We start from the raw sequence: 23,627 nt of genomic DNA, 5'->3' as shown, positions 1-23,627 counted from the left end.
TCCGTTCACCGCAACAAAATAGCGCGCAGTTACCGGCGCGCCCCAAGAATCACTGATAGGACACCAGCGTTGCACCATTTTCATGGCTGAAATCTGGCTTCACGCCAAGCATGGCCGCTGAACGCCTGATGATATTGCCGGCTATAACCCCAGCATTCGCGGCCGCGACGTCGGTCATCCCGGGCTTTTCGGGGTGCGGGGCGTCGGCAATCGTAAACACCAGGTATTGCGGATCGTCCATCGGGAAGGCGGCGACGAAGGTGTTGAAATTCAAATCCTTAGAATAGCGGCCGTTGATCACCTTCTCGGCCGTTCCGGTCTTGCCGCCGACCCGGTAGCCGGGGACCCTGGCGTTTCTGGCCGAGCCCTTCTCGGCGTTGAGCGTATAGAGGTAGCGCATGCCTTCGACGGTTTTGTCGCTAACCACTTTCTTGGCCGTCGCCATCGCTTCCTGCTCGCTGCGGACCAGGAACGTCGGTTCCATCAAGTAGCCACCATTCATCAGCGCCGCGCAGCCGACAGCCGCTTGCAGCGGTGTCGTCGACACGCCATGGCCAAAGGCGATGGTGAACGAATTGACCTGTTTCCAGACCTTCGGTTCCGTCGGGCGGGCGACTTCCGGCAGTTCGGTCTGCATCTTGTCCAGGATGCCAAGACGATGCAGGAATTCCCGGTGCCCCGCGATACCGACCAGTTCGGCCTCTCGGGCCGACCCGATGTTGGACGAATAGAGGAACACCTCCGGCAACGACAGCACACGGTTCTTGCCGTGGAAATCGTGAATGGCCTGATGCCCGACCCGGATTGGATGCGAAGCGTCGAAGCGGCTCGCCATCGTCGCCTTGCCGGAATCGAGCGCCATGGCCGAGGTGAAGCTCTTGAAGGTCGAGCCCATTTCATAGAGGCCCGCCGACATCCGGTTCAGCCGGTCCTTTTCCTGTGCATTGTAGGGATTATTCGGATCGAAATCCGGCACCGAAGCCATGGCCACCACTTCGCCGGTCTTGACGTTGAGCACGACGGCGCCGGCGCCCAGGGCGCGATAGCGTTCCAGGCCAGCGGCGATCTCGTCGCGCACCACATGCTGGATGCGCAGATCGATCGAAAGCTTGACCGGCTTGAGATCCTTGGCCACCGCCAAGCCCGACGCCTGCAGGTCGCTCAGGCCCTGCTCGTCGATATATTTCTCCATGCCGGAGATGCCCTGGTTGTCGATGTTGGTCAGGCCGACAATGTAGGACGAGGTTTCGCCGCTCGGATAAAAGCGGCGCTTCTCCGTGCGGAAGCCGAAGCCGGGAATGCCGAGCTGCATGATGTCGGCCTGCTGCTTGGGCGTCAGCTGGCGCTGCAGCCAGACGAAGCCGGCGCCGCTCTTGAGCTTGTGGTAGGTCTGCTCATAGTCGATCTCGGGCAGCACGGTCGACAGCTTCTCGATCGCCTCGTCGGCATCGACGATGCGGCGCGGCTCTGCGAACAGCGACGCCGTCTTGATGTCGGTCGCCAGCACTTCGCCATTGCGGTCGACAATGTCGGGCCGCGAGGCGGTGACCCGGCTCTGCGGGCCGCCCGACAGGTCGGGCGTCTGGAAGCCGAGATAGACCAGCCGCCCCGAAATGACCGAGAAGATGCCGAAGAACACCGCCATCGTCATCACAATACGCGCCTTGCCCTTGCCGCCGGTCGCCTTGCGGGCGCCATCGACGACGATGGACCCGTCCTCAACCGTCCTGGCCCGGCGCTTCAGCAGTTTGCCGATCATTGGGCGATGCCTCCGGTCACGACGGGATCCTTGTCGCCAGGGGGCGCCTTGTCGGAATTGTCGGCCATGCCGCCCTGGCGGCCGTTCAGTATGTCCTGGATGTCCAGGGCCTTGGCCGGCAAGTCGCTCAGGCCCACGATCTGGCGCGCGCTGACCGGCTCGAGCGCGAGCTGCGCCTTGTAGAGTTCGGCGAGCTTCTGCAGCCGCGACGGCTGGGTGAGCAGGCTCCAGTCGGCCTTGAGCAGGTCGATCGTCTCCTCCTCGTAGCGTATCTGGGTATGGATTTTCTGCACCGCCGCCAGTTGGTCCTCGGCCTCGCGCTTGATCTTGTAGGTCAGGGCCGCCGCCGAAACCATGACGGCGATCAGGACAATGTCGCTGGTACGGAACACGTGCTTACCTCTCCCCCGGACGATCGACACCGGGAAGCTTTGGAAGGCCGAAAATCGAAAAATCGCCGGGGCGCGCCGGCGCCTCGGTGCGGATCGCGGCGCGCAGCCTCGCCGAGCGGGCGCGCGGATTGGCCGCGATCTCCGCGTCACCAGGCGTCACGCCGCCGCCATCCTTGCGGAAGGTGGCGCTGCGCGCCTGCGCCTCGGGCAAGTGGCGCGAACCGCTCGCGGTATCGGCGCGGTCGGCTATGAAGCGCTTGACGATACGGTCTTCCAGCGAATGGAACGTCACCACGACGAGGCGTCCGCCCGGCTTCAGCGCGCGTTCGGCGGCGAACAGGGCCTTGGCCAGCTCGCCAAGCTCGTCATTGACGAAGATGCGCAGCGCCTGGAAGACGCGGGTGGCCGGATGGATCTTGTCCTTCGGCGCGCGCCCGATATGCGTCTCGATGGCGTCGGCGAGTTCCAGCGTGCGTTCGAATGGCCGCTTTTCGCGGCGCGCCTCGATCATGCGGGCGATACGCCCGGCGTGACGCTCCTCGCCGAGAAAGCCGAAGATGCGGGCAAGGTCGCCCGGCTTGAAGCTGTTGACGACATCGGCGGCGCTGAGGCCCGCCTGCGCCATGCGCATGTCGAGCGGCCCGTCATTGCGGAACGAGAAGCCGCGCTCCGCCTGGTCGAGCTGCATGGAGGACACGCCGATGTCGAGCACGACGCCATCAACGCTTTCGGCATGCTCGTCCAGGGTCGAGAACGGCGCCTGCACCAGCCTCAGCCTGCCGCCCGATTGCGCCTCGAGATCGCGTCCGGCGGCGATCGCGTCCGGGTCGCGATCGATGGCCACCACCGAGGCCCCCGTAGCCAGGATGGCTTTGGTGTAGCCGCCGGCGCCGAACGTGCCGTCGATGATGATGTCGCCTTCCGCCGGCGCCAGTGCCTCGAGCACTTCGCCAAGGAGGACCGGAATGTGGCGGGCCGGTCCGCCAACGGCGTGGATGTCATCGCCGTGGCCCGCCGTCATTCCGGCCGCTCCCCAGGCTTCGTCCCCTGCCGAAGCTGCAAAAGCCGGGCCCGCGCCTGCGCGCCATAGGCAGCAAGCCGTCCCGGCTCCCAGATCTGAAAGAAATTGCCGCGGCCGACAAAAGTCACCTCCGCCGAGATGCCGGTGTGCTCGCGAATGAAATCGGTCATGGTGATGCGGCCATCCTGGTCGAGTTTCAGGAATGCGCCATCGCCATGGCAGAAGAAGGACATGTCGTCCGCCGTCTGCAGGAAGGGATTCTCGAGCGCGATGCGCTGCTCGTACCGATCGAGCAGGTCGAGCCCACCGACATCCATCGCCGGCAGATCCAGGCAACGCAGCGCGTAGAGTTCCGAATAGCCGCGCTTCTGCACGACGGCGCGGAAATGCGCCGGAACGGACACCCGTCCCTTCGCATCGATCCTGCTCACCGTGTTCGACAGAAACCGGTCCATCACGCGTTACAGCCGCTTGCGCCGCCGCACCCCTCTTTATCGTGTCGCACGCGCCGCCGCAGCGCGTTCCCTGCCTCGCACCCACCTCGTTTACGCGGGCAAAAACCGGCAAACGCGCAGCCGCCGCGGCTGCCCGATTGGCGTACGCTTTACCCTGACGCGGAACGAAGGCTTGAGTATCGAAATGGGATATCATGGGGCACTATGGGCGTCAACGGGAATAGGCTTCACAAACACGCGCATCGCGACCGATGAGGGCAGCCGTTCCGGCACGTCTCGTCTTTATGGATCATTAAGCCTAACGAAGCGTTTAGAGCGCTTGGCCCAACCGGAGGCGGCTTGCTGGGGCGCGTTGCCGGGCATAGCGTTTGCTCGCGTCCGACCGGTCACCAGGAGGGTTTTGAGAATCGATGCCTGAATCAGCGAACACACGCGCTGCAGCACTTCCCCATCTGCGCAACAGCGGACTTGCCAAAGGCGACCCGATCCCGCTGCCGCTGACCATGGCCGCGATCTACCATGCGCCTGGCGATGCCACCGGCTACGATCAATATGGCCGCTTCAGCAATCCGACCTGGGACGCGGTCGAACACATGCTGGCGCATCTGGAAGACGCGCCCTGCGTGGCCTTCCCTTCCGGAATGGGCGCGATCTCGGCCGTGTTCTTCGGACTGCTCAAGACTGGCGACCGTATCCTGCTGCCGTCGGACGGCTATCACACGACAAGGGCACTGGCCGATCGTTTCCTGAAGCCTTTCGGCGTCAGCTACGATGTCCGCCCGACCTCGACGTTCCTCGATGGCGGCTTCGATGGCTACCGGCTTGCTTTCGTCGAAACCCCGGCCAATCCGGGACTGGATATCTGCGACATAGCGGCCGTTGCCGCGGCGGTTCACAAAGCAGGTGCGCTGCTGGCGATCGACAACACGACGATGACGCCGTTCGGCCAGCGCCCGCTCGACCACGGCGCCGATATCGTCGTCGCCGCCGACACCAAGGCGCCGAACGGCCATTCCGACGTGCTGTTCGGCCACGTCGCCAGCCGCAACGCCGACATCATCGCCGCCGTGACCGGCTGGCGCGAAATTTCAGGCAGCATTCCCGGACCGTTCGAAGCCTGGCTGGTGCACCGTGGCCTGGAGACACTCGATGTGCGCTTCGACCGCATGTGCACCTCAGCGGAAGTGATCGCGCGGCGACTGCAGGGTCACCGGGCGATCAGCGGCCTGCGCTTTCCCGGACTGGAGAGCGATCCGTCGCATAATCTTGCCCGCGCCCAGATGGAGCGCTTCGGCTTTCTCATCTCGTTCGAGCTCGCTTCGGAGGATAAGGCTGAGGATTTCATCAACAATTGCGACCTGATGCAGGCAGCGACATCCTTCGGCGGCGTCCACACCTCGGCCGAGCGGCGCTTGAAGCGAGGCGATGCGGTTGCGCCTGGCTTCGTACGCCTCTCGGTCGGATGTGAACCGGTGGAAGAACTCTGGAAAGCAATCGAGATGTCGCTGGACGGGATCAGAGGCTGACAGGATCGATCACGACCGAGATCGTCGGCTTCGATGTCGCGATGGCCGTGCAGCACGCGAAGAATTTCGATCGCTTCGCCACCGACGCGATACAGGGTGAGATAATCGCCGACCACCAGATGACGGATGCCGGGCGCAATATCGTCGCGTGGCGCACCTGAGAGGGGAAAGATGGCCAGTTGCTGCCATCGCGCTTCGATGCGATCGAGGAGCCGATCGGCTGCAGCCTCGCTGTCCTGGGCAATATGCAGCCAGATCGCGATCAGATCGTCTTCAACGCGTGCATTCCGGACGATGGACAACAGATTCATGCTGCGTCGTCAGATCGCAACCGTCTCCGCGCCTCGGCTTTGATTTCATCCATCGATGCAAATCGACCAGGCCCGCTATCGGTCCCTTCCTGCACCAGCTTGCGCAGTTCCTCGACCGTATAGCCGAGCAGATCGCGGCGGTCCTTCCATTGCCGCAGCGCATCGCGGATCACTTCGCTCGCCGAAGCATATTCGCCGGCGGCAACCACATCGTCCACCGCTTGGGCCAGTTCCGGCGACAGCGTGATGCTGCGTTTATCGACATGTCCCATGATAGACTCCCGATGCCTTGCGTCGATCCCACGGTACGACTAAATCGTACCAGCTTCAAGCAAATGGCTTGGTGTCGATCCAGCCGGCAAAGCCGCACCAACTTGAATCGGCAGGCGCGCTGGAGGGCGCAACCTGCTGATCTCAAAGGTTTTCTTTTCGAAGGAAAACTGCCAGCCGGCCTGTAAGCCGGGTTTTGTATGGCCCTCGCCCCTTGCGGGACGAGAACGTGGCGGCCATTCATCTTGGGCGCCTGTTGCCATGCGCCTCACGCAACCTACCCGGACGGTGAGCCGGAAACAGCCCTCGAGGGTTTCCCCTCGCACCGCCCCTATTCGGTCTTGCTCCCGGTGGGGTTTACCGTGCCGCTCCTGTTGCCAGTCGCGCGGTGGGCTCTTACCCCACCCTTTCACCCTTACCACGGTGAAACCGTGGCGGTTTGCTTTCTGTGGCACTTTCCCTGGGGTCGCCCCCGCCGGCCATTAACCGGCACCGTGTCTCCATGGAGCCCGGACTTTCCTCACCCGCGGCCTTTCGGCGTTTGCGAGTGCGGCCGCCCGGCCAGCTGGCAAGGCGTATAAAGGGGTTCAGCCCAGAAAACGCAACCGAAAAAGCCGGTTGCGGCCAGCTCTTCTTACGCCAGCTCTTCTCAGGCAGGCGCACCAACAGCAGCCAACTGCACCTTGACCTTGCTGCAATAGGCGGCCGAAACGGGGTTCATCCGTGTCGCGCCATGGCCGGCATTGTATTTCAGGATCGTGCCGCAGGTCGTGCCGCCGCCGAGATCCCGCGCCATGGCGAGATACTTCATGCCGTATTTGATGTTGGTGTCGGGATCGAAGAGGCCCTTGGCCGAACCGTTGTAGCCCATCATCCGCGCCGTCGCCGGCTTGATCTGCATCAGGCCGATCTCGCCGGCACCGCCGACCATGTTCGGCCGGTAATTGCTCTCGATCTTGATGACGGCATTAGCCAGCGACACCGGGACGCCGTAGCTCGCCGCATAGCGGGTGACGATCGCGGAATACTGGCCGCTGCTGGTCACCGCTGCCATCGACGCGGCTGCATTCCCGAGGCCGATCGATGCCGTTGTTGTCATGTCGACGGTCTTGCGGCCGCGCTTGGTGTGCTTTTTGGCGGTGGATTTCTTCGCCTTGGTCCAACTTGCCTTTTCCACTTTAGCGGAAGCCTGCTTCTTCGCCGTCTTCACACTCCTGCTGCTTTTGGCCGAAATGGCCTTGCCTTTGGCGGTTGCCACTACGAGCCCTTGATCGGCCCGTGGGCTTAACGGCGCGGCATTGGCCGCACCAAAGGCAAAAGTCATTACGCCGGCAGCAAGAGCTGCCGTTACAACGGTCAATTTCTGCATGTGATCCTGTTCTGTTTGGACCACGCGAAGATCATCGCGTGGCACGCCTTGATTAATATCGGAACATCCGGGGGGATAGACGCCCGACAAACTGTACGAATTGCCCTTTGAAGTCCGAATTGGCGCCAATGAAGGCGGGGCAAGTCACTTTAAGTGACAGTTTGTAACCTGAAAGGCGCAAAGGATTACTTGGGCAGGGCCTTGACCCTGGGTCAGCGGCTCATGGAGGCAAGCAGTTTTTGCAGCGTACGCATCGTCGAGCCGTCGGCCAGCCCGTCAACCAGGCGTGGTCGGAAATGCCGTTGGAAAGCCTCGACGACAATCCGTGTCTGATGATCGAAAACGCCCGATATCTCGACGCCATAGCCATAAAGCGCCAGCATCGACTGCAGCGCCTCGACATCGGCGCCGCGGGCACCGGGTCCCAATGTGGCCCCTCGCCTCACCGGCGCGGCCGGTACGAGATGGCCGACACCGGCCTCGAACAGCGCGCCCCACGGAAACTTCTCGCCTGGATCGACTTTGCGCCCGGGCGCCACGTCCGAATGCGCCAGCACCCGCGTGGCTGGGATCGCATGCCGCGCGGCAATGCCTTTGCACAGGCCGATCACCGCATCGATCTGGCGCCGGGGAAATCCGCGATAACCCAGCGAATGTCCCGGATTGACGATCTCGATGCCGATCGAACAGGAGTTGATGTCGCTGCGTCCGAACCAGGAACTCTTGCCGGCGTGCCAGGCGCGGTCGCTTTCCCTGACCATCTGCACGATATGGCCATTCTCATGCACGAGATAATGCGACGAGACTTCGCTCTCCGGGTCGCACAGCCACGCCTCCGCCCCGGCACCCGTCGCCATGCCGGTATAGTGCAGCACGATCATGTCGGGTTTCAGCGTGTCGCGCCTTGGCCCGAAATTCGGCGACACCCTGACCTCGGCGCGCGGCTCGTCGGGCAGGAAGCCGCTCATACGTGCCGCAGGCCTCGCTCGATCATCTCATAGGCGGCGTTGATCGCCGCGACCCTGGTCGTCGCGATCTTGATGAATTCCTGCGGCAGGCCGCGCGCGATCAGCCGGTCCGGATGATTGTCGGAAACCAGCTTGCGGTACCGCTTCCTGACCTCCTCGAACGGCTTGCCGCGCTCGATGCCGAGCACGACATAGGGGTCGCCAGCGCCAAGATTGACGTGCCGCGCCAGGATGGCCTCGTAATGTGCCTCGTCGATGCGGAAAATCTCCGCGATCCGATGCAGGAAGGTGCCTTCATGCTCATGCACCAAGCCGTCGGCCTTGGCGATGTGGAACAGGCCGTCGAGTATGTCTTCCAGCATCACGCAGTTGGAATGCCCAGAGCCGCACATCTGCGCCATCCGTTCGGCATAGGTCTCGAATCCGGCCACGTCGCGCTGCGCCAGATCGAACAGCCGCGCCACATTGCGCGTCTCCTTCGGCGGGACTTCGAAGATTTCCTGGAAAGCGCGCACTTCGTCCTGGGTGACGATGCCGTCGGCCTTGGCCATCTTGGCCGAAAGCGCAATCATGGCCACCGAGAAGGCGACGCGGCGGCGCAGGTCCGCGTCGCCGGAGAACACCGTGCGTACTGCCTCGACGACGTCGGCGACGCCCGACGTCGCTGAGGATGAAACCCGTGTTATGAATTCGCCAAGGCGGTCCCAAATCGACATGGCCAGCTTCATAGAGCCAACCGGTCCCCGCTATCAAGCCAATAACGGCCACTGTCCGAGGTCCGTGAAGAGAGGCGCCTCGTCGGTTTCGACGATCGACTCCACGAGAAAAGGCCGGCATGACGCCGGCCTTTTCTCCCAAGACACTTACTGCTTACAAGCTACTGCGCGGGCGCAGGAGCAGGCGTTGCCGGAGCCGGCTCGGCAGGCTTGGTCGAATTATCGGCCGGGGCCGCGGGCTTCATCGGCTCGGAAGCCGGCGGATTGGTGCTCTGCGTGGTGGTGTTGTCTGTGCCTGTGCCGCTGTCGCTGCAGGCCGCGACGCCCAGCAGGGCAAGCGCGGATACGGACGCAAGAATGAGCTTTTTCATAACATCTCTCCTTCAACACACGTTCACGTTGCAGTGAACGGTCGAAGGGAAAATGCATCACATCGCCATGAGTTTCGTAACGTTGCGTTTCCGCGTGTAACATCAACGGGATGCGTTGCCGCCGATGCCATGGCGCATTAACAACAAAGCTGGAAACGAAAAATGCCGGAGACAGCCGCCATGGCCGCGAAATGGGACTTCTGGATCGACCGCGGCGGCACATTCACCGATGTCGTCGGCCGAGATCCGCAAGGGGGGCTGCATCCGCGCAAGCTCCTTTCGGAGAATCCGGAAGCCTATGCCGATGCCGCCATCCAGGGCATCCGTGACCTGCTCGGGCTTGAACCTGGCGCCGCGGTTCCGCCCGGCCGGATCGGCGACATCAAGATGGGCACCACGGTGGCTACCAATGCGCTTCTGGAGCGCAAGGGCGACCGCGTGCTCCTGCTCATCACCAAGGGGTTTCGCGATGCGCTCAGGATCGCCTACCAGGCGCGTCCGGACATCTTCGCCAAGGAAATCATCCTTCCCGAACAGCTTTATGAGCGCGTCATCGAGATCAACGAGCGCGTGCTGGCCGATGGCTGCGTCGAACGGCTGCTCGACATCGCCGCTTGCCGGCCGGCGATCGAACAGGCCAGGGCCGACGGCATCGATGCCGTAGCCATCGTCTTCATGCATGCCTGGAAATATCCCGATCACGAGAAGGCGGTGGCAAAAGTCTGCCGCAAGCTTGGTTTCAGCCAGGTCTCGGTCAGCCACGAGGTTTCGCCGCTGATCAAGCTGGTGGGCCGCGGCGACACAACCGTGGTCGACGCCTATCTGTCGCCCATCCTGTCGAGGTATGTCCAGAAGGTGGCGGGAGAACTGGGTGCGGCGGGAGAGACTGACCAATCCCCCCGCCTGATGTTCATGATGTCTTCTGGCGGTCTCACCGCCGCCAACATGTTCCAGGGCAAGGACGCGCTGCTGTCGGGTCCGGCCGGCGGCGTCGTCGGCATGGTCGAGACAGCGAAATCCGCCGGTTTCGACAAGGTCATCGGCTTCGATATGGGCGGCACATCAACCGATGTCGCCCACTATGATGGCGAGTATGAACGCGCCTTCGACACCGAAGTCGCCGGCGTGCGGGTCCGCGCCCCGATGATGCGCATCCACACCGTCGCCGCCGGCGGCGGTTCGATCCTGCATTACGAGGCCGGCCGCTTTCGTGCCGGCCCGGACTCAGCCGGCGCCAATCCCGGCCCCGCCGCCTACCGGCGTGGCGGGCCGCTCGCCGTCACCGACGCCAACGTCATGCTGGGCAAGCTGCAGCCCGATTTCTTCCCGGCGATCTTCGGCCCCGACCAGGACCAGCCGCTCGACGTCGAGGCCGTGCGCGCGAAATTCAGCGCACTTGCCGCCGAGATCGGTGACGGCCGCTCGCCCGAGGCGGTCGCGGAAGGCTTCATCACCATCGCCGTCGAGAACATGGCCAACGCCATCAAGAAGATCTCGGTGCAGCGCGGCTACGATGTCACCGAATATCTGCTCAACTGCTTTGGCGGCGCAGGCGGCCAGCACGCATGCCTGGTTGCCGACGCGCTCGGCATGGAGGCGGTGCTGATCCACCCCTTCTCCGGCCTGCTTTCGGCCTATGGCATCGGCCTGGCGTCCGTCTTTGCCTCGCGCCAGCAGGCGCTGCTCAAGCCGCTTGCGGAGGAGTCCCGAACCGAGATTGGTAGCCTCATTGCCAATTTGAGAAACACCGTCATTGCCGAACTCGCTGCGCAAGGCATCGCCGAGAACGCGGTTGCCGCCAGGCCGGTGCTGCACATTCGCTACGACGGCACCGACACGACGCTGCCGGTGAATTTCGAAAGTGACTCGATTTTCCAGGCGAAGCGCGACTTCGAGATCGCCCACAAGGCGCAATTCGGTTTCGTCTATGACGACAAGCCGATGATCGTCGAGACAGTCGGCGTCGAGGGCACCGACACCGGCGGCGGAGGCCGCGACGAAAGTGATTCAGAAACCGAGGATCTCGCCTTAAGCCCTTCGCAGAGCCGCGAAATCTTCACCGAGGGAGAATGGCGTCCATCCGGCATTTTCCGCCGCGAGGCGCTGAAGCCGGGCAACAGGATTGCCGGTCCCGCTCTGATCATCGAGCCGAACCAGACCATCGTCATCGAGCCGGGCTGGCAGGCCGAGATCACCGCCAGGAACCATGTGCTGTTGCGCCGCATCGAAAGAAAGCGCCGTCAGGCAGCGCTCGGCACCGAAGCCGACCCGGTCATGCTGGAGGTCTTCAACAACCTCTTCATGTCGATCGCCGAGCAGATGGGGGTCACGCTGCAGAACACCGCCTACTCCGTCAACATCAAGGAAAGGCTGGATTTTTCCTGCGCCGTCTTCGACCACACCGGTGCGCTGGTCGCCAACGCGCCGCACATGCCGGTGCACCTCGGCTCGATGGATCGTTCGGTCGAGACCATCATCCGGCTGAACTCCGGCGACATCCACCCCGGCGACGTCTTTGCCTTGAACGCCCCTTACAATGGCGGCACGCATCTGCCTGACATCACCGTGGTGACGCCGGTATTTTCCCTACCCCTTGAGGGGAGGGTGGCCGCGCAGCGGCCGGGTGGGGTCCTCTCAGAAGGCACCGCAAGAACGTCGAGCACTGCCTCGGCGACCCCCTCCGCCGCCTTCGGCGGCACCTCCCCCTCAAGGGGGGAGGAAATCCTCTTCTACGTTGCCTCGCGCGGCCACCACGCCGATATCGGCGGCACAGCGCCCGGATCGATGACGCCGCTCGCCACCACGGTCGACGAGGAAGGCGTCTTGTTCGACAATTTCCGCATCGTCGACCGCGGAAAGTTCCGCGAGACGGAATTGCAGACGCTGCTCACCGACCACCGCTATCCGGCCCGCAACCCGCACCAGAACATAGCCGACCTCAAGGCGCAGATCGCCGCCAACGAGAAAGGCGTCGCTGAACTGCGCAAGATGGTCGCGCATTTCGGCCTCGATGTCGTCGAGGCCTATATGGGTCATGTCCAGGACAACGCCGCCGAAAGCGTGCGCCGCGTGCTGGAACGGCTGCCCGGCACGTCGCGATACGAATACCCGACCGACACCGGCCAGATCATCAAGGTGAAGATATCGGTCGACCGGCAAAAACGCGAGGCGACAGTCGACTTCACCGGCACGTCACCGGTCATGAAGAACAACTTCAACGCACCCGAGCCTGTCGCCCGCGCGGCGGTGCTTTATGCCTTCCGTGTCATGGTCGAGGACATGATCCCGATGAATGCCGGGTGCCTGCGGCCAATCAACATCATCATTCCCGATGGCTGCATGCTGAAGCCCGCCTACCCCGCCGCCGTCGTCGCCGGCAATGTCGAGACCTCGCAGCATGTCACCAACGCGCTGTTCGGCGCCATGGGCGCGATGGCCAATGCGCAGGGCACGATGAACAATTTGACCTTCGGCAACAAGCAGTACCAGTATTACGAGACGATCTGCTCCGGCTCGCCGGCCGGCCAGATGAACTCCGGCCGCGGCTTTGCCGGCACCTCCGGCGTCCACACCCACATGACCAATTCACGGCTCACCGATCCGGAAGTGCTGGAACTGCGCTTTCCCGTGGTGCTGGAGGATTTCCACATCCGCGAAGGCTCTGGCGGCACGGGCAAATGGAGCGCCGGCGACGGCACCAAACGCACCATCCGCTTCCTCGAGAAGATGGAATGCGCGATCCTGTCCTCGCACCGCAACCGTCCTCCTCAAGGGCTGGACGGCGGCGGCGATGGCGAGGTCGGTTCGACCAAGGTGCGTCGCAAGGACGGTCGCGTCGACACGTTGAAGGCCTGTGATCAGACGGTGCTTGAGGCCGGCGAGGCCGTCATCCTGACGACACCGACGCCGGGTGGGTTTGGCAAGGGCTGAGTCCGTTAATCGGGCCCACCTTTCCCCACCGCTTTCATCGCCGTCTATTCGGCGACGATGCTGGCCCAGCAGGTGACCGCGCTGCAGATCGAACTCCACCGTCCGAAACCTTTGTAGATTTGCGCGGCCATAGTGGCTTGTTGTTTGAGCGTCAAACCGTCCGCCTTGATCTGAGGGTCGGAAACATTCCGGATCGCGAGCCAGCGCGGCGCCGCGGGGCCCATTTCCGAAGCGACCAATCCAAGGATGGCGTCACCCATTTCCGAAACAGCTCCAAGGCCCTGGAGGTGGTAATGATTATCGGAGGTGTCAAAGCCAAAGAAATCGGTCGTGACCACGCACGATCTCAGCGCGCTTGGCGCGGCAACAAAAATCTTGGGCACCCGGGTGTTGTCTTGCGGCAGCTGCGATGCGTTGGTTTTGAACAGCTGCCGTGCCTTGGCGAAGTATTTGGTATCGGCAACAGCGCTTGCATAATGAAGGCCCGCAAACGGCTCCTTCTTGAATTTGGCAAGACAATCGAAGCGAACCAGCGCACTCACCACGACATCACCGACCTCGAATTGCTTACCGATACCGCCCGCAGTTCCGGTCGTGATCACCAGCTTGGGTGCGACTTCTTCGATGATCTGCCGCCAGACTTCGATATTCGGTACCTTCGGACCGTCTTGTGACATATGGGAATCGGACTTAAAAACCACGACGGATTTCCCGCCGATGGTTGTCATCCAATAGGCCCCGAGACGCTTGGCTTGAAGGGCTGGGCACCCAGGCCGCATGTTCTTGGAAATTTCCGCAAATCGATGAGTATAGGAAAGATAGTCGTCGCGGCTGTCCTTGCCCGGGGTAAGTACCCGGCTCAAGGCGTGGCCTTCATCGACGGTCCAGGTCACCACCAGGACATCCGCTTTGGGCAAAGGACCGCCGCTGCTACCGCCTGCGTTGCCGGCTGTCTGCGGAGCCAACCCTTGCGGCCATGGAATGTCCTTGTATCGGGATAGGCCGGTGGATTTTGTAAACGCAAGAAATTGCAGCCCCGACGAAGATTCAGAGTCGAACTCTATGATCTCTCGCTGAAAATCCTCTGTACCCTTCGACTTCGCGATAGATGGAACAGCGAAAGTTGTCGCTGGCGGTGGATCACGGAGTGGATCGAATCCAAGATTTCTCTGAACCCAAGAACGGTCAGCGATCATGACATTTATCCCCTCTTGAAATAAGGATGCATCTATGAAGAAAAATGACAAATCACAAGCAAGTGATCGCCTCTATAGGACCATTAAGGCGCGCCAATATTTTATTGTAAATAATGATTATTTCTATCACATAGCCACATTAACATACCACCGCAGGCAACCCGTTACTATAGAAGTAAATATCGTTTCGATGTAGCGTATTATTTTGAACGGCAGGAGGGGGAGATTTCCATGGCCAAGAACGTCACGTCAACTACGGCTCCGACAGAAAGAAAAATCAGTGGCCTCGGGTGGGTAAGGGATCTTCCAGATCCGAGAGATCAACTATACAGCGCCCCACTCCCTGTATTGAAGGCACTTCCAGCAGCAGTGGACCTCAAGCCAGAGTTTCCGATCTATGATCAGGGCCGCATTGGATCCTGTACAGCCAACGCGCTGGCCGGTGCGGTGCAGTTTGACCGATTGAAGAGCAAGCAGATGCCCGATTTCGTGCCGTCGCGACTCTTTATCTACTACAACGAGCGCAAGATCGAAGGCCATGTCGCAAATGACGCGGGAGCGCAGATCAGGGACGGGATAAGAACCCTGCAAAAACAGGGAGCCTGCCCGGAAGCGGAATGGCCATACGACGACACGCCCGCCGCTTACGACGGCGGCCCTTTTCCCAAGAATTCAAAGCCGGCGACCCAGCCCAAGAAGGCTTGCTATGACGACGCCAGCAAGTATGTCATTACCAGCTATCAACGGCTGACCCCAATCCTCAATCAGCTGAGAGGTTGCCTTGCGGCAGGATATCCGTTTGTCTTCGGATTCACCGTATTTGACAGCTGGTATTCTCAAAATCCCAGGCCGGCGACCATTCCCCTGCCCGGCGCGAACGATAGCGCAATCGGTGGCCATGCCGTGATGTGTGTCGGATACGACAATGCAACCAGCCTTTTCAAAATCAGAAATTCCTGGGGAGCCAATGTCGGCAAGAAGGGCTACTTCTTCATGCCATATGCTTATCTGACCGATGGAAGCATGGCTTCCGATTTCTGGGTAATTAACGCTGTAAAAGCGTAGTTATCCCCCCGACGCTGCCCATAGAGCGCAAAGGGCTTTATCTCAACGAGATAACGGGGCCTGCGCCGCGTCGGCTTCGCCTCTCATCGGATTTGAAGGCCTGAACCCCCGTCAACCGACTGTCACCGGCCTGTCATGACCCTGGGTTACCCGCTTGCGGCAAAGCAAATGGGGAATCACTTGGCCATGACGGACGTCTCCTCGGATCTGGTTTTTCGCCGCGGCAAGGAAGTTGGAAAGGCCGTCTACCAGAACCGCCCGCTTTCGAAAGCCGGCATTTCCGAGCGGCTGTTCGCCTTCCTGTTTTCCGGCCTCGTCTATCCGCAGATCTGGGAAGACCCCGATGTCGACATGGAGGCCATGCAGCTTGGCCAAGGCCACCGCGTCGTCACCATCGCCTCGGGCGGCTGCAACATTCTGGCCTACCTCACCCGCTCGCCGGCAAGGGTCGACGCCGTCGACCTCAACGCTGCCCACATCGCGCTGAACCGCATGAAGCTGGAGGCGGTGCGTCGTCTGCCCTCGCAAGGCGATCTGTTCCGCTTCTTCGGCGCCGCCGACACCCGCCACAATTCGGAAGCCTACGACCGCTTCATCGCGCCGCATCTTGACCCCGTCAGCCGTCACTATTGGGAGCGCCGCAACTGGCGCGGCATCAGGCGCATCGGCGTTTTCGACCGCAACTTCTACCAGACCGGCCTGCTCGGCCTGTTCATCGCCATGGGACACCGCACGGCGAAATTCTTCGGCGTCGACCCAGCGGGCATCATGCAGGCCCGCAACATCGGCGAACAGCGCCGCTTCTTCAACGAGGAACTGGCGCCGGTCTTCGACAGGAAGCTTCTGAAATGGGCGACCTCGCGCAAGGCCTCGCTGTTCGGCCTCGGCATTCCGCCGGCGCAGTACGATTCCCTGATCACCTCCGGCGACGGCACAATGGCCAGCGTGCTGAAGGCCCGGCTGGAAAAACTCGCCTGCGATTTTCCCTTGGAAAACAATTATTTCGCCTGGCAGGCTTTCGCCCGCCGCTATCCCGAGCCCGGCGAAGCCGCCCTGCCCGCCTATCTGGAAAAGCATAACTACGACACCATCCGCGGCAACATCGATCGCGTCGCCATCCACCATGCCAATCTGATCGAGTTCCTGGCCGGCAAGGATGCCGGCACCGTCGACCGCTTCATCCTGCTCGACGCCCAGGACTGGATGACCGACGACCAGCTCAATGCACTGTGGTCGGAAATCACCCGCACCGCCTCCACCGGCGCCCGCGTCATCTTCCGCACCGCCGCCGAGCCCAGCCTGTTGCCGGGCCGCGTCTCCACTTCGTTGCTCGACCAATGGGACTACCAGAACGAGGCATCGCGCGACTTCTCGGCCCGCGACCGCTCGGCCATCTATGGCGGCTTCCACCTCTATGTGAAGCGTCCGGCATGAGCACGACGGAACTGCCGGCCAGCCCCGAATTCAAGGCCAACCATGCCGAACTGATGGACGGCGTCTACCGCTGGCAGCGCCACATCTACGACCTGACCCGCAAATATTACCTGCTCGGCCGCGATCGGCTGATCGCGGGGCTGGATGTTCCAGCAGGCGGCAGCGTGCTGGAACTCGGCTGCGGCACCGGCCGCAACATCATTCTGGCCGCCCGTCGCTATCCCGACGCCCGCTTCTTCGGCCTCGACATCTCATCCGAAATGCTGGAGACGGCCGGCAAGGCGATCGACCGCGAAGGCCTGTCCAACCGCGTCACGCTGGCAAGAGGCGACGCCACCGATTTCGATGCCGGCGCGCTCTTCGAAACCGAACGCTTCGACCGCGTCTTCGTGTCCTATTCGCTGTCGATGATCCCCGGCTGGGAGAAGACGGTGTCGGCGGCACTTGCAGCGCTTGCTCCGACAGGCTCACTGCATATTGTCGACTTCGGCCAGCAGGAAGGCCTGCCCGGCTGGTTCCGGACGTTGCTGCGCGGCTGGCTCAGAAAATTCCACGTCACGCCACGTGAGTCGTTGCGCGAGGTGCTGGAATCGCAATCCCGGCGAACCGATGCAAGCTTCCATTTTCGCACCCTTTATCGCGGCTATGCCTGGCTGGCTGTGATCAAGATCGCCATTTGAAAAATAACAGCCATCGGGATCAATCCCCTCAGTGAGACGATAGCTACCGCGCCCAGCAAGATAGATTGCCTGATGACCCAAGGAGTGGTACATTATCTCCATGCTGCTGGAAGCATGTGATGATCGTCGGCTTTAGGGACGGATGGCTGCGGGCTTTTTTCGTAGAAGATACCCACTCCCGCAATATTCCGTCCGACCTCGAAAGCCGCTTGTTCCGCAAGCTCCAGATGATTGACGACGCGATGGTCGATCAGGATTTGCGTGTGCCACCCAGCAATCATTTCGAGAAGTTGCGCGGCAATCTCGAAGGCTTCCATTCCATCCGCGTCAACAAGCAATGGCGGCTGGTCTTCCGCTGGGATGGCGGCCGCGGTGAGGCGTCGGACATCTATTTCGACGACCACGGTTATGAGGTGAGACATGTTGATGACTGCACGCAAGCCGGCAACGGTTGGCGAAATTCTCTCGGAAGAATTCATGCAGCCGCTTGGCCTGACACAGGCAGCTTTGGCCGACGCGATGGGCGTTCAACGCAAGCATGTGAACGAATTGTGCAACGACCGCCGCAGTGTGACGGCGGCGACTGCGCTCATTTTGGCGCGGGTGTTTGGCAACAGTCCGGACTTCTGGTTGAACGTCCAACGCCGCAGCGATCTTTGGGCGGTTATGAATTCGCCCGACGAGCGCGCGCGTGTCGATCGCGCCAAGCCTTTGGCGACGGCTGCATAGACAGGACTTTGAGGCGACCGGCGGCCCCGCCGCGTTCTAATGCAATGCCTTCACCAGCGCTCCCACCATCGTCCGCGGGCGGTAGCCGAGCTTGGCAGGCGTCAGGCCGAGCCGTACCACCACCAACTGCTCGGACGGGATGATGGTGACGGTCTGCCCGTCATGACCTTGCATCCAGTAAGTGTCCTTGGGCAGGCCCGCTGCGACACCAGCGCCAGGCTTCTCCTCGTCGCCGGGTGCTTCGATCCACAACTGGCCCTTGCCGTAGACATTGGACGCCGGTGCTGGTTCGCGCATCCAGTCGACGAAGCCGGCCGGCAGGATCTGGTTACCGTTCCAGACGCCGCCCTGCAGCAGGAACTGGCCGAAGCGCGCCCAGTCATGCGCGGTGGCGTAGAGATAGGACGAGCCGACGAATGTGCCCTGCTCATCGGTTTCGAGCACCGCACTGTGCATGCCGAGCGGCTCGAACAGCGCGCTGCGCGGCAGTGTCAGCGCCTTGGCCTTGTCGCCGATCGCGTCCTGCCAGAGCCGCGACAGCATCACCGCCGTGCCGCTCGAATAGGAAAACACCTTGCCGACTTCGTCAGTCAGCGGCTTGGATTCGGCAAAGCTTGCCATGTCGGGTTCGAGATAGAGCATGCGCGTGACATCGGCGACGTCGCCGTAATCCTCGTTGAATTCCAGCCCGCTCGACATCGCCATCATGTCGGCAAGGCTGATCGCGGCGCGGCCATCTGTCTTCCACGGCGCGAACAGGCCCTTGTTGTCGATGGTCATCTTGCCGTCCTTGATCAGCGTGCCGATGATGGCGGCATTCACCGTCTTGGTCATCGACCAGCCGAGCAGTGGCGTCTTGGCCGAAAACCCGTCGCCGTAGCGTTCGGCGACGACGCGGCCGTTCTTGACCACCACGATCGCCCGCATGCCGGCGCCGGTCAGCGCCGCATCGTCGAGCAGCTTGCTAAGCACTGGATCCTGTGAAGCGTCGACCCGCTCGCCCTCCGGCCACAGCGTGTCCCGGCTGGTCGCGGCGGGCTCGACATGGACGGCCGTGCGCCGCGCCTTGCCGACATCGCCGTCCGGAACGGAGGCGCAGCCCAGCCCGTCGCGGGCGACGGCGACGCTCTTGCCGAGGAAGCCGAGCAAACCAGCGGAAACGGTACCGCGGTTCTTGTCGACCGAAACCCGCATCAGCCGCAGCAGTGGGTGGCCCGGCGCCTGCACGTCGACGGCAAGCACCTCGTTGGGGTCGCGCCCGGCTATGAAGACATTGGAGCAGACGATCTTGGCCGAATAGCCCGAGCCGACGCGGATCAATTCCGGCGGCGCGATATAAAGCCAGGCAAACAAAGCGGCGACCGCCAGCACGATCAGGCCAAGCAGCCATTTGACGATCTTGACGACGATCCGCATCTTTTCGGTCCCTGCTCTTCAGCTGCCCGGTCACTTCCGGCTCGATTTATGTCATCGATTTGCCGCCATTGCTTCGGCAAAATCGAGGTTCTTGTCGAGCGCCATCAACCTGTTATCAACCATGATCGGCGATCACTGGAGAATCAGGAGATGCTGTGGGGCGATCTCCTGAGGGCTGACACGTGCCGACCAAGGCACTGAGGTCACCCCGCAACAACAACCCATCAGCGACCGGCTGAATCCGGCTTGGAAGTTGTGATGCGCCGTCTTGCGGCTCTTTTCATGCTGACGCTGCTAGGCGCCTGCTCGACCGTGGACGATCTGTCGCCGCTGTCGCCGTCCGCGCCCGGCAGTGCGACGGTCGCCGTACGCGCGCCGCGCTTCGGCGATTCCAAGCCGCATGAATGGGACAGCGGGGCGCCGTGGAATTATGCCGTTCATGGCACCGACGTCTCCAAGTACCAGGCCTCGGTCGACTGGCCGGCAGCCAGGGCGAGCGGCATTTCCTTCGCCTTCATCAAGGCGACCGAGGGCGGCGACCGCTTCGACGAATATTTCAACGAGCATTGGGCGCGCACCAGAGCCGCGGGCATCCCACGCGCGGCCTATCATTTCTTCTACTTCTGCACGCCGGCGGCCGTCCAGGCGCGCTGGTTCATCCAGAATGTCCCCGTCGACCGCTCCTCGATGCCGCCGGTCCTTGACATGGAATGGAACCCGAAATCGCCGACCTGCAGGCTGCGCCCGGACGCGGCCACGGTGCGCGCGGAGATGAGCACCTTCCTCGAAATCGTCGAGCGGCACTACGGCAAGAAGCCGATCATCTACACCTCGGTCGATTTCTTCGACGACAACGAACTGTCGACCTTCCGCGGCTATCCCTACTGGCTGCGCTCCGTCGCCGGCCATCCGCGCGAGAAGTACGGCAGCCACCCCTTCACCTTCTGGCAGTATACCGGCACAGGCATCGTTCCCGGCATGACCGGCAAGTCCGACATCAATGTGTTCAACGGCAGCGAGGCCGCCTGGAACAAGTGGCTGCGGCAGAACACCCGTTGATATCAGGTTCAACGGCAGCAACGCCTTGGATCAAATCACTCCAGTAGAGTTTCCGTTGAACCGGGTTCAACGGCAGCAACGCCTTGGATCAAATCACTCCGGCGGAGTTGCCGTTGAACCGGGTTCAACGGCAACGAACCACCTTCTATAACGGGCTGCGGCAGAAGAACCGTTGACACCGGGCCTGCCGCCTGCTTTTCGACACAGCCAGCGGTAATGAGTGCAACCGCCGGTAATTCAGGGCGTTGGGCTTACCGGCAAGCCACCACATTACCCCTCTTCGTTTCGAAAGGAAGCCGATGCGACTGCGTTCTCAAGCCCTCGCGGCGCTGTTCCTGTGCGCCATGGCCTTGCCGGCGGTGGCGCAGGAATGCGGCGGCGACTTCGAAACCTGGAAGCAGGGCGTCGCGGCCGAGGCCAAGGCGGCAGGCGTCGGCCCTGTCGGCCTAGATGCGCTTGAAGACGCCAACTTCGACGAGAGAGCGCTGGCGCGCGACCGCGCCCAGGGCGTCTTCACCCAGACCTTCGTTCAATTCTCAAACCGCATGATCTCGGCCTACCGGCTGAAGCAAGGTGCGGCGAACATGAAGAAGTACGCCGATATCTTCGCCCGCGCCGACCAGCAGTTCGGCGTCCAGGCGCCGGTCATCACCGCTTTCTGGGCGCTGGAGACCGACTTCGGCGCCGTGCAGGGCGATTTCCACACGTTGAGCGCGCTGGTCACGCTGTCGCATGATTGCCGCCGCCCGCAACTGTTCCGGCAGCAACTCGTGCCGCTGCTGGAGCTGATCGATCGCGGCGTATTGCCGGCCGATGTCACCGGCGCCTGGGCCGGCGAGATCGGCCAGACCCAAATCCTGCCTTCGGACTATCTGGCCCGCGGCGTCGACGGCGATGGCGACGGCAAGATCGACCTGCGCGGCAGCGTGCCCGACGTGATCATGACCACGGCCAACAAGGTGCTGTCGCGCGGCTGGAAGCGCGACGAGCCCTGGATCCAGGAAGTGCGCGTGCCCGACGAGATGCCGTGGGACCAGACCGGGCGCACCAACAAATTGCCGCTGACACAGTGGGCGCAGTGGGGCATCACCAATCCCGACGGCTCGCCGCTCGTCGACAAGGGTCTCAAGGCTGGCCTCGCTTTGCCCATGGGCCGCAAGGGCCCGGCCTTCCTCACCTACGACAATTTCGACGTCTATCTCGAATGGAACCAGTCCTTCACCTATGCGCTGACCGCGGCCAACCTCGCGGCAAGGCTCGACGGCGCACAGCCGCTTGATCCGCGCAGTCCCGAACCAGGCCTCGACAACAACCAGATGAAGGCACTGCAAACCAAGCTCGAAGCCAGGGGCTACGATGTCGGCACGGTCGACGGCATCCTCGGCACCAACACCCGCGAAGCCGTCCGCAAGGAGCAGATGCGGCTGGGATTGCCCGTGGACGGCTGGCCGACACCCGAGCTTTTGGGAAAGTTGTGAATGGCGAGTAGCGAGTAGCGAGTAGCGAGTAGCGAGGAAGATAATGCCCTATTCGCTACTCACTATTCCCTATTCGCTAATCCGCCATCGTCTCCAAACTGGCAAAGCCCTGCGGCGCGTCGCCCTCATCGAACGGCGTCGCCACCTCGACGAAGGTGTCGGGATAGAACCCGTTGAAGCGGGTCCTTAGCGACAGCGAGTACGCGCCGATATGGCCGATCTCGATCCAGTCGCCGGTGTCGACGGTTTCCGGCAGCCAAAACGGCCTGGACAGGATGTCGACGGAATCGCAGGTCGCGCCGCAGACCTTGAACGGCACGATGTTCTTTTCCTCGCCATTGCGCGAACGGATCGCCGGATCGGGAATGAAACGGGCCGGCAGCGTGATCTTGCCGGTCCATGAATCAGACAGCGACGCCCAGATGCCGTCATTGATGTAGAGCCGCTTGCCCTTGCGCAACAGCACCCGCACGATCAGCGACAGGCAGCGCGCCACGATCACCCTGCCCGGCTCGGCCACCAATGGAATCTGGTCGAACTGGTACTCCTTCAGGTCGCCGGAAAGCCGCGACATGATCTGGCCGAGCGACGGCATCTCGATCTGCTTGCGGTTGGGATCGTGGCCGTATTCAGCGGGAAAACCGCCGCCGACATCCAGCCCGGCAATATCGAAGGTCAGCCGGTTGCGCACCCAGTCCGCCGAGGCCAGCGCCCGCTCATAGGTGTCGGGATCCTCGATCTGGCTGCCGACATGGAAGCAAAGCCCAACCTTGTAGCCGGTGCGGTTCAGCCGCTCGGCGAGCTCGACTGCATAAGCCGGTCCAGCGCCGAACTTCTTCGACAGCTCGTAGGCGGCCGATCCTTTCGTCTGGATGCGCACGAACACGCTGATCGCACCCGGATCGATATCGAGCGCCCGCACAACGCGCGTCAGCTTGGTGATCTCGTCCTCGTGGTCGAGCGAGATGACGCGGATGGCGTATTTCTCGAGCGCCAGCTTGATGTCCGACTGCGCCTTGACCGGGTGCATGTAGAGCATCTCGGCATCGGGCGAGACGGCGCGGACGGCGGAAAACTCGCCCGGCGATGCAACGTCGAAAGCAGTGACACCGGCCTCGACCAGGGTCTTCAGCACGATCTGCTCGCCATTGGTCTTGACCGCATAGGCGGTCTTGCCGGGAAACATGCCCATGAACTGCCTGGCGTCGGCCTTGAGCACCTGCGGGCGGAAGCAATAGACCGGATCGTCCGGGCGAAGTGCCAGGGCCGCCTCGCGGGCATTCTCGAATCGCTGCATTGACGAATCCTCGACTTCGGCCTGCGCACAATTAATCCAAGCTAGCGGCCAATGAAAACAATTCTGTGTCTCGTGCGCCCGGCGCAGCGACTCTAGTTTTGGGGCAGCGTTTGCCATCGATCAGGTTTCGGGTGGCCCTTGCCGCCGAACCCGATATGCCATCTGCCTGACCGGTCGGGATTCAG

Annotated in this window: 20 protein-coding genes, 1 other RNA gene and 2 pseudogenes; 9 read left to right on the top strand and 14 right to left on the bottom strand. The window is 62.2% G+C overall.

What is annotated here, in order from left to right:
- Positions 1-49 precede the first annotated feature (49 nt).
- The 4 genes from MESOP_RS17490 to mraZ are packed head-to-tail and all read right to left on the bottom strand — an operon-like array spanning position 50 to position 3,627.
- Positions 50-1,759, bottom strand: coding sequence for a peptidoglycan D,D-transpeptidase FtsI family protein (locus tag MESOP_RS17490; protein ID WP_013894664.1), 1,710 nt, complete (start codon positions 1,757-1,759; stop codon positions 50-52).
- Positions 1,756-2,151 (bottom strand): cell division protein FtsL, encoded by a 396-nt coding sequence (ftsL, locus tag MESOP_RS17485; protein ID WP_013894663.1) that lies wholly within the window; start codon positions 2,149-2,151, stop codon positions 1,756-1,758. The genes MESOP_RS17490 and ftsL overlap by 4 nt, the downstream gene beginning before the upstream one ends.
- Before the next feature lie 4 nt (positions 2,152-2,155).
- Positions 2,156-3,172, bottom strand: coding sequence for a 16S rRNA (cytosine(1402)-N(4))-methyltransferase RsmH (gene rsmH / locus MESOP_RS17480; RefSeq protein ID WP_013894662.1), 1,017 nt, complete (start codon positions 3,170-3,172; stop codon positions 2,156-2,158).
- Positions 3,169-3,627, bottom strand: a complete 459-nt coding sequence (mraZ, locus tag MESOP_RS17475) for a division/cell wall cluster transcriptional repressor MraZ (RefSeq protein WP_013894661.1) — start codon at positions 3,625-3,627, stop codon at positions 3,169-3,171. Before mraZ ends, rsmH begins: the two co-directional genes overlap by 4 nt.
- A gap of 410 nt (positions 3,628-4,037) precedes the next feature.
- Here mraZ and MESOP_RS17470 point away from each other — a divergent pair, with 410 nt between their 5' ends.
- Complete coding sequence (locus MESOP_RS17470; RefSeq protein WP_013894660.1) at positions 4,038-5,153, top strand: cystathionine gamma-lyase; 1,116 nt, start codon at positions 4,038-4,040, stop codon at positions 5,151-5,153.
- 95 nt (positions 5,154-5,248) lie between these two features.
- On the opposite strand, the pseudogene MESOP_RS33770 reads toward MESOP_RS17470, so the two are convergent.
- From MESOP_RS33770 to MESOP_RS17445, 7 genes and pseudogenes are all read right to left on the bottom strand, one after another.
- Positions 5,249-5,464: pseudogene (locus tag MESOP_RS33770) on the bottom strand (type II toxin-antitoxin system RelE/ParE family toxin); the annotation flags it as partial.
- Complete coding sequence (locus tag MESOP_RS17465) at positions 5,461-5,736, bottom strand: type II toxin-antitoxin system ParD family antitoxin (protein WP_013894659.1); 276 nt, start codon at positions 5,734-5,736, stop codon at positions 5,461-5,463. The gene MESOP_RS17465 and the pseudogene MESOP_RS33770, both read right to left, overlap by 4 nt.
- A gap of 167 nt (positions 5,737-5,903) precedes the next feature.
- Positions 5,904-6,303, bottom strand: an RNA gene (rnpB, locus tag MESOP_RS33145) — RNase P RNA component class A.
- An 80-nt stretch (positions 6,304-6,383) separates the two neighbouring features.
- Positions 6,384-7,103 (bottom strand): lytic transglycosylase domain-containing protein, encoded by a 720-nt coding sequence (locus tag MESOP_RS17460; RefSeq protein ID WP_013894658.1) that lies wholly within the window; start codon positions 7,101-7,103, stop codon positions 6,384-6,386.
- 212 nt (positions 7,104-7,315) lie between these two features.
- Positions 7,316-8,071, bottom strand: coding sequence for an N-acetylmuramoyl-L-alanine amidase (locus tag MESOP_RS17455; protein ID WP_013894657.1), 756 nt, complete (start codon positions 8,069-8,071; stop codon positions 7,316-7,318).
- Complete coding sequence (locus MESOP_RS17450; protein WP_041164774.1) at positions 8,068-8,787, bottom strand: J domain-containing protein; 720 nt, start codon at positions 8,785-8,787, stop codon at positions 8,068-8,070. Before MESOP_RS17450 ends, MESOP_RS17455 begins: the two co-directional genes overlap by 4 nt.
- Before the next feature lie 161 nt (positions 8,788-8,948).
- Entirely contained in the window at positions 8,949-9,158 is a 210-nt protein-coding gene (locus MESOP_RS17445; protein WP_013894655.1) for a hypothetical protein, read from the bottom strand.
- A 180-nt stretch (positions 9,159-9,338) separates the two neighbouring features.
- On the opposite strand from MESOP_RS17445, the gene MESOP_RS17440 reads away from it, so the two are divergent.
- On the top strand, positions 9,339-13,088 hold the full coding sequence (locus tag MESOP_RS17440) for a hydantoinase B/oxoprolinase family protein (protein ID WP_013894654.1): 3,750 nt from the start codon (positions 9,339-9,341) through the stop codon (positions 13,086-13,088).
- Positions 13,089-13,132: 44 nt separating this feature from the next.
- Here the strand turns inward: MESOP_RS17440 and MESOP_RS17435 are convergent, their stop codons facing one another.
- Positions 13,133-14,284, bottom strand: coding sequence for a phosphorylase family protein (locus MESOP_RS17435; protein WP_013894653.1), 1,152 nt, complete (start codon positions 14,282-14,284; stop codon positions 13,133-13,135).
- Between the two features lie 231 nt (positions 14,285-14,515).
- Here MESOP_RS17435 and MESOP_RS17430 point away from each other — a divergent pair, with 231 nt between their 5' ends.
- From MESOP_RS17430 to MESOP_RS17410, 5 genes and pseudogenes are all read left to right on the top strand, one after another.
- Complete coding sequence (locus MESOP_RS17430) at positions 14,516-15,349, top strand: C1 family peptidase (RefSeq protein ID WP_013894652.1); 834 nt, start codon at positions 14,516-14,518, stop codon at positions 15,347-15,349.
- Between the two features lie 135 nt (positions 15,350-15,484).
- Entirely contained in the window at positions 15,485-16,783 is a 1,299-nt protein-coding gene (locus MESOP_RS17425; protein WP_013894651.1) for a BtaA family protein, read from the top strand.
- Positions 16,780-17,463, top strand: coding sequence for a class I SAM-dependent methyltransferase (locus tag MESOP_RS17420; protein WP_013894650.1), 684 nt, complete (start codon positions 16,780-16,782; stop codon positions 17,461-17,463). The genes MESOP_RS17425 and MESOP_RS17420 overlap by 4 nt, the downstream gene beginning before the upstream one ends.
- 119 nt (positions 17,464-17,582) lie before the next feature.
- Positions 17,583-17,873, top strand: a pseudogene (locus tag MESOP_RS33765) (type II toxin-antitoxin system RelE/ParE family toxin); the annotation flags it as partial.
- A 10-nt stretch (positions 17,874-17,883) separates the two neighbouring features.
- The gene (locus MESOP_RS17410) at positions 17,884-18,192 is read left to right on the top strand and encodes a HigA family addiction module antitoxin (protein ID WP_013894649.1); all 309 of its coding nucleotides are present in this window, start codon (positions 17,884-17,886) and stop codon (positions 18,190-18,192) included.
- Between the two features lie 36 nt (positions 18,193-18,228).
- Here the strand turns inward: MESOP_RS17410 and MESOP_RS17405 are convergent, their stop codons facing one another.
- Complete coding sequence (locus tag MESOP_RS17405) at positions 18,229-19,608, bottom strand: serine hydrolase domain-containing protein (protein WP_013894648.1); 1,380 nt, start codon at positions 19,606-19,608, stop codon at positions 18,229-18,231.
- Positions 19,609-19,866: 258 nt separating this feature from the next.
- Between MESOP_RS17405 and MESOP_RS17400 the strand changes: the two genes are divergently transcribed.
- Together MESOP_RS17400 and MESOP_RS17395 are read left to right on the top strand one after the other, a co-directional pair.
- Positions 19,867-20,667, top strand: coding sequence for a glycoside hydrolase family 25 protein (locus tag MESOP_RS17400; RefSeq protein ID WP_013894647.1), 801 nt, complete (start codon positions 19,867-19,869; stop codon positions 20,665-20,667).
- Between the two features lie 299 nt (positions 20,668-20,966).
- Positions 20,967-22,145: a lytic murein transglycosylase gene (locus tag MESOP_RS17395; protein ID WP_013894646.1), complete on the top strand. Its 1,179-nt coding sequence runs from the start codon at positions 20,967-20,969 to the stop codon at positions 22,143-22,145.
- Positions 22,146-22,221: 76 nt separating this feature from the next.
- On the opposite strand, the gene MESOP_RS17390 is transcribed toward MESOP_RS17395, so the two are convergent.
- Positions 22,222-23,442, bottom strand: a complete 1,221-nt coding sequence (locus tag MESOP_RS17390; RefSeq protein WP_013894645.1) for an alanine racemase — start codon at positions 23,440-23,442, stop codon at positions 22,222-22,224.
- Positions 23,443-23,627: the final 185 nt, after the last annotated feature.

Source organism: Mesorhizobium opportunistum WSM2075 (assembly GCF_000176035.2).
Taxonomy (GTDB): Bacteria; Pseudomonadota; Alphaproteobacteria; order Rhizobiales; family Rhizobiaceae; genus Mesorhizobium; species Mesorhizobium opportunistum.
This window is presented reverse-complemented; position numbering and strand designations above follow the sequence as displayed.

Bases quoted from the DNA above. Each gene is read 5' to 3' on its own strand.
- MESOP_RS17490 (WP_013894664.1), bottom strand. From the start codon at position 1,759: ATGATCGGCAAACTGCTGAAGCGCCGGGCCAGGACGGTTGAGGACGGG.
- MESOP_RS17420 (WP_013894650.1), top strand. From the start codon at position 16,780: ATGAGCACGACGGAACTGCCGGCCAGCCCCGAATTCAAGGCCAACCAT.
- MESOP_RS17460 (WP_013894658.1), bottom strand. From the start codon at position 7,103: ATGCAGAAATTGACCGTTGTAACGGCAGCTCTTGCTGCCGGCGTAATG.
- MESOP_RS17435 (WP_013894653.1), bottom strand. From the start codon at position 14,284: ATGATCGCTGACCGTTCTTGGGTTCAGAGAAATCTTGGATTCGATCCA.
- MESOP_RS17430 (WP_013894652.1), top strand. From the start codon at position 14,516: ATGGCCAAGAACGTCACGTCAACTACGGCTCCGACAGAAAGAAAAATC.
- MESOP_RS17390 (WP_013894645.1), bottom strand. From the start codon at position 23,442: ATGCAGCGATTCGAGAATGCCCGCGAGGCGGCCCTGGCACTTCGCCCG.
- MESOP_RS17410 (WP_013894649.1), top strand. From the start codon at position 17,884: ATGTTGATGACTGCACGCAAGCCGGCAACGGTTGGCGAAATTCTCTCG.
- MESOP_RS17465 (WP_013894659.1), bottom strand. From the start codon at position 5,736: ATGGGACATGTCGATAAACGCAGCATCACGCTGTCGCCGGAACTGGCC.
- MESOP_RS17395 (WP_013894646.1), top strand. From the start codon at position 20,967: ATGCGACTGCGTTCTCAAGCCCTCGCGGCGCTGTTCCTGTGCGCCATG.
- MESOP_RS17425 (WP_013894651.1), top strand. From the start codon at position 15,485: ATGACCCTGGGTTACCCGCTTGCGGCAAAGCAAATGGGGAATCACTTG.
- MESOP_RS17450 (WP_041164774.1), bottom strand. From the start codon at position 8,787: ATGTCGATTTGGGACCGCCTTGGCGAATTCATAACACGGGTTTCATCC.
- rsmH (WP_013894662.1), bottom strand. From the start codon at position 3,172: ATGACGGCGGGCCACGGCGATGACATCCACGCCGTTGGCGGACCGGCC.
- MESOP_RS17455 (WP_013894657.1), bottom strand. From the start codon at position 8,071: ATGAGCGGCTTCCTGCCCGACGAGCCGCGCGCCGAGGTCAGGGTGTCG.
- MESOP_RS17405 (WP_013894648.1), bottom strand. From the start codon at position 19,608: ATGCGGATCGTCGTCAAGATCGTCAAATGGCTGCTTGGCCTGATCGTG.
- MESOP_RS17400 (WP_013894647.1), top strand. From the start codon at position 19,867: ATGCGCCGTCTTGCGGCTCTTTTCATGCTGACGCTGCTAGGCGCCTGC.
- MESOP_RS17445 (WP_013894655.1), bottom strand. From the start codon at position 9,158: ATGAAAAAGCTCATTCTTGCGTCCGTATCCGCGCTTGCCCTGCTGGGC.
- MESOP_RS17470 (WP_013894660.1), top strand. From the start codon at position 4,038: ATGCCTGAATCAGCGAACACACGCGCTGCAGCACTTCCCCATCTGCGC.
- mraZ (WP_013894661.1), bottom strand. From the start codon at position 3,627: ATGGACCGGTTTCTGTCGAACACGGTGAGCAGGATCGATGCGAAGGGA.
- MESOP_RS17440 (WP_013894654.1), top strand. From the start codon at position 9,339: ATGGCCGCGAAATGGGACTTCTGGATCGACCGCGGCGGCACATTCACC.